This is a genomic window from Tissierella sp. (assembly GCF_052089545.1).
In the GTDB taxonomy this organism is placed as follows: domain Bacteria; phylum Bacillota; class Clostridia; order Tissierellales; family Tissierellaceae; genus Tissierella_A.
Genome location: NZ_JBQDAA010000196.1, coordinates 1 through 4,252, shown reverse-complemented (window position 1 = coordinate 4,252; position 4,252 = coordinate 1). Strand labels below are relative to the sequence as shown.

Genomic DNA, 4,252 nt, shown 5'->3' with positions numbered 1-4,252 from the left:
ATCTATCATTATATAAATCATGCAAATATTTATTAAATTTTAGTATTATTACTGATTTATTAGAAGTGTTATTTATAGAAATTATGTCTCCCTTAATTTCCATGAAACTATTTTTAAAGGGATATTTTATAAATAATTCATCACCTATTTCATATTTTTGTATGTTTTTTCTATCATCAATTTTAAGTGCTAAATACCATTCAAAGTTATCTATTATTTTAAATCCTTTAATATCATTTTTTTCTTTTCTTCCAACTGTTTCTTCTTTAGACTTATTAGATATAGATAGTTTGTCATAAGTGTAATTTTCAAAACCCTGAGGTTTAAGTATATTTTCATAACCATCTATTCTATAAGATATTATACCAGAAGATTCACTTATATATGAACTATCTTTTTGATTTATTTCTTCTTTAATATTTTTCTTTTTATCATTTAAATTATCAATACTTTGTCCTAAAAGAGTGTTTTGAGGTAATAAATCCTCCAAATCTTTATCGATTAATATAATTTCTTCTTTATATTTTTTTATATTTTTATAGTTCTTAGAATATATATCTTCTTGAATTTTTTCTATACTTTGATTATAGTTTTCTTTTAATTTTTTCTTATCATTTTTAAAAACTTGATCTTTATTAGTATTTGTTAAGGTAGAAATTGCTTTTTCTACTTCTTTTAATTCTTTTCTTAAAAGATTTAAGTCATTTAGAACTGTAGAATTACCTACTTTTATTCCAGCAGGGATCTTTTTACCTTCTAATATTGAAGTATCTATGTCTTTAGTATCTTCAAGTGTAAAAACCTTCTCACTTTTAATTAATACACTTTGTAGCTCTATTTCTTTTAGAAACACATCTTCTACTGCTAATATTGTATTTCTTTTTATGTTAATTAAAGAAAAAAGTATAATTGTAAATAAGATTATTCCAATGCTAATAATAAATATTTTATATCTTTTTTCTCTTCTTTGTCTATTTTTTTTTCTTTGTTCGTAAGACAATCTTGTCCACCTCTAATAATTAAGAAATTTACCGTATTTACTTGTTATTTTTAATTTTAGTATATTATCTATTTTTAACTTTTTAATTTTATTTTTAAATGTAATAATATGAATTGATTTATTACATTTATTTGCTCCAATTAATGTACCATTTAATTTTTCTTTTTGTGAAGTTACTATTTTAATTTCATCTCCAGATTTTACCTTTTTCCCTTGTAATATAAATTCATTTATATCTATTTCTTTTAAATCTTCTTTAGTTAAATATTTATTTTCAATAATAATTATATTTCTTTTCATATAAACTTTTTCTTTTAAAATAACTAAAATATATCCAAATAAACTTAGAAAAAAAAGTAATAATATAAAGATATATATAAATTCTAACAAGTTCTTTCCCCCTAATTTATCATACTTGGCTTTTATTATAACATATAACGTTGCTATTTTAAATCCTTTTACATTGTTTTTTATTTTATCTTTATTTTGTCATTTATGATAACATTTATTATGATATGAAATATTATATAAAAAAATAAACCAAATGGTTTATTTTTTTATATAATAATAAATATTAATCCTCCACTTCCATCATTTAATATTTTTTCAAGTGCACGTCTTAGCTTTTGTCGAGCATTTTCTGGCATAGTCGTAAGTTTACCATCCAATTGTTCACTTACAAGGTCATATAATGATTTACCAAATATATTTGACTGCCAAATCTTTGTAGGATCTTCTTCAAATTCTGATAAAAAGTATTCCACTAATTCTTCAGATTGTTTTTCACTACCTATAAGAGGTGCTACTTCTGTAGTAATATCTGCTCTTAAGACATGTAATGATGGTGCATTTGCTTTTAATTTAACTCCAAACCTATTTCCTTGTCTATATACTTCTGGCTCTGCTAACTCTAATTCTTCAAGACTAGGACTTACAAGTCCGTATCCTATTTCTTTTGCTTCAGTTAATGCTTTTTCTATTTTATCATATTCCTTTTTTATATTGGCTAGATTTGTTACTAAACTCAATATCTGATAGTCTCCATCTATATTATAACCAGTTATTTCGTTTAATATATCATAAAATAGGCTTTCTTCTGTTGTTAAACTAGTATGGATTATTCCTTCACCTAAATTAATCTCAGTTATAGATAATCCTTTAACCATTTCTAAACTTCTAAGTGAATTGAATGCTTCCTCAACTTGATTTAATTTTTGAAGATCTTTAATTGCTGGTTTTAATGCGTTCATAATAGTGCTTCGTATCCAATGAGTTTTTGAAAGTCCTTCAATCCATCCAGGAACCCTTATGTTTATTTCCTTTATCGGAAACTCAAATAATAATCTTTCAAATATTCTTTCAACATCAGTTACTTGCATATTTAAACAATCCATTATTATTACTGAAACACCATATTTTGCTTCCAAACTTTCTTTTAATGCTATGGTTGTGTCTAAACTTGGATGTTTAGAGTTTAATATTATTACAAATGGTTTTTCTAATTCTTTTAATTCATTTATAACTCTTTCTTCTGCCTGTATATAATTAGATCTATCAATATCAGTTATAGAACCATCCGTTGTTACAACAAAGCCAATGGTGGAGTGATCCTTTATAACTTTTCTTGTTCCAATTTCTGCGGCTTCTTGAAAGGGTATTTCATTTTCAAACCAAGGAGTAGTTACCATTCTTGGAGATGAATCTTCCTCATGTCCTAGAGCATCTTTCACTAGATATCCTACACAATCCACCATTCTAACTTTAAATTTTACATTGTCTTTGATTGTGAGTTCAACAGCCTCATTAGGTATAAATTTAGGCTCTGTTGTCATTATAGTTTTTCCTGCCCCACTAAGCGGTAATTCATCTTTTGTCCTTTCCTTGCTATGATAATCTTCAATATTAGGTAATACTAATAACTCCATAAACCTTTTTATAAATGTTGATTTACCTGTTCTTACAGGCCCTACTATGCCTGCATAAATATCCCCATTAGTTCTTTGGGATATGTCTTGGTATATATCAAAATTATTCATATATTTTCCCCCCTTGTATTTTTAACAAATACTTAACATTATATAATATGTATACGTATATATCTTTAAATTATTACAAGCTAATAAAAAGAATCTGTTAAATTTAACAGATTCTTTTTATTAGCTTGTTTTAAATTGTTATATTTTCCATTTCATGTTTTTTATCTCTTTCCATTAAATTCGATACCGATTCTTTTACATTACTATTTATATATATAACTCTATATAATTCATTTGTTATAGGCAAGTCTACATTATATTTTTTTGATAACATATATGCAGATTTAGTGGTTTTGACTCCTTCTACAACCATACCTATTTCATCTTCAGCTTCTTTTGTAGTATTTCCTTTACCAATTAGGATACCAGCTCTACGATTTCTACTATGCATACTAGTACATGTTACTATTAAATCTCCTATACCTGCAAGTCCCCAAAAGGTGCTTAAGTCCGCTTCCATGGATTTTCCGAGTCTTGCCATCTCTGAGATTCCTCTAGTCATCAGTGCAGCTTTAGTATTGTCTCCATATCCTAAACCATCAGATATACCTGCTCCCAATGCAATTATATTTTTTAAAGCACCGCCTAATTCTACACCTATTAAATCTTTATTTGTATAAACCCTAAAATTTGGAGTCATAAATACATCTTGTATATATTCTGCAGTGATTATATCTTCTGAAGATGAAACAACAGTAGTAGGTATACCCCTTGCAACCTCTTCAGCATGTGATGGACCAGAAAGGCATACAAATTTATTACTTGGCAAAATTTCATTTACTATTTCTGAGATTCTAAAAAGAGTTTCATTTTCTATTCCCTTTGCCACATTTACAATTACTTGTTTTTTATTTACATATTTTTTTATAGATTTTAATACATTTCTTACTCCATGAGTTGAAATAGCTAATACTATTATATCCTTTCCTTCTACTGCTTTTTCTAAATCATTTACTATATTTAAATTTTCAGGTAGGAAAACTTCTGGAAGATATTTGTTATTTATTCTATTATTAAACATATCATGAAACTGTTTTTCGTTTCTAACCCATAAATCAACATTTTTCCCTTTTTTAGCAAGTAGAATACTAAGTGAAGTTCCCCAGCTTCCTCCTCCTAAAATACATATCTTATCATCCATATACTCACTTCCCGATTTTTATTTTATTTTCATTTCCATGAATTAACCTTCTTATATTTTCTTTATGTCTTATAA

The 4,252-nt window shown here is 26.2% G+C and carries 4 protein-coding genes; all 4 read right to left on the bottom strand.

Annotated features, from left to right (window positions below; genetic code table 11):
- A partial coding sequence (locus tag ACTHW2_RS11325) for an HlyD family efflux transporter periplasmic adaptor subunit (RefSeq protein ID WP_442264031.1) occupies window positions 1-1,000 on the bottom strand: 1,000 nt, incomplete at its 3' end.
- A 12-nt stretch (window positions 1,001-1,012) separates the two neighbouring features.
- Window positions 1,013-1,390 carry a hypothetical protein gene (locus ACTHW2_RS11320; RefSeq protein ID WP_442264030.1) on the bottom strand — a complete coding sequence of 126 codons (378 nt, stop codon included), beginning with the start codon at window positions 1,388-1,390 and terminating at the stop codon, window positions 1,013-1,015.
- A 167-nt stretch (window positions 1,391-1,557) separates the two neighbouring features.
- A complete protein-coding gene (gene spoIVA, locus ACTHW2_RS11315) occupies window positions 1,558-3,036 on the bottom strand; it encodes a stage IV sporulation protein A (protein WP_442264029.1) in 1,479 nt (492 codons plus the stop codon).
- Window positions 3,037-3,166: 130 nt separating this feature from the next.
- A complete protein-coding gene (locus tag ACTHW2_RS11310) occupies window positions 3,167-4,177 on the bottom strand; it encodes an NAD(P)H-dependent glycerol-3-phosphate dehydrogenase (protein WP_442264028.1) in 1,011 nt (336 codons plus the stop codon).
- Window positions 4,178-4,252 lie beyond the last annotated feature (75 nt).

What these genes read in the sequence shown, in the direction of transcription:
- ACTHW2_RS11310 (WP_442264028.1), bottom strand. Translation starts at nt 4,177, where the DNA reads ATGGATGATAAGATATGTATTTTAGGAGGAGGAAGCTGGGGAACTTCA.
- spoIVA (WP_442264029.1), bottom strand. Translation starts at nt 3,036, where the DNA reads ATGAATAATTTTGATATATACCAAGACATATCCCAAAGAACTAATGGG.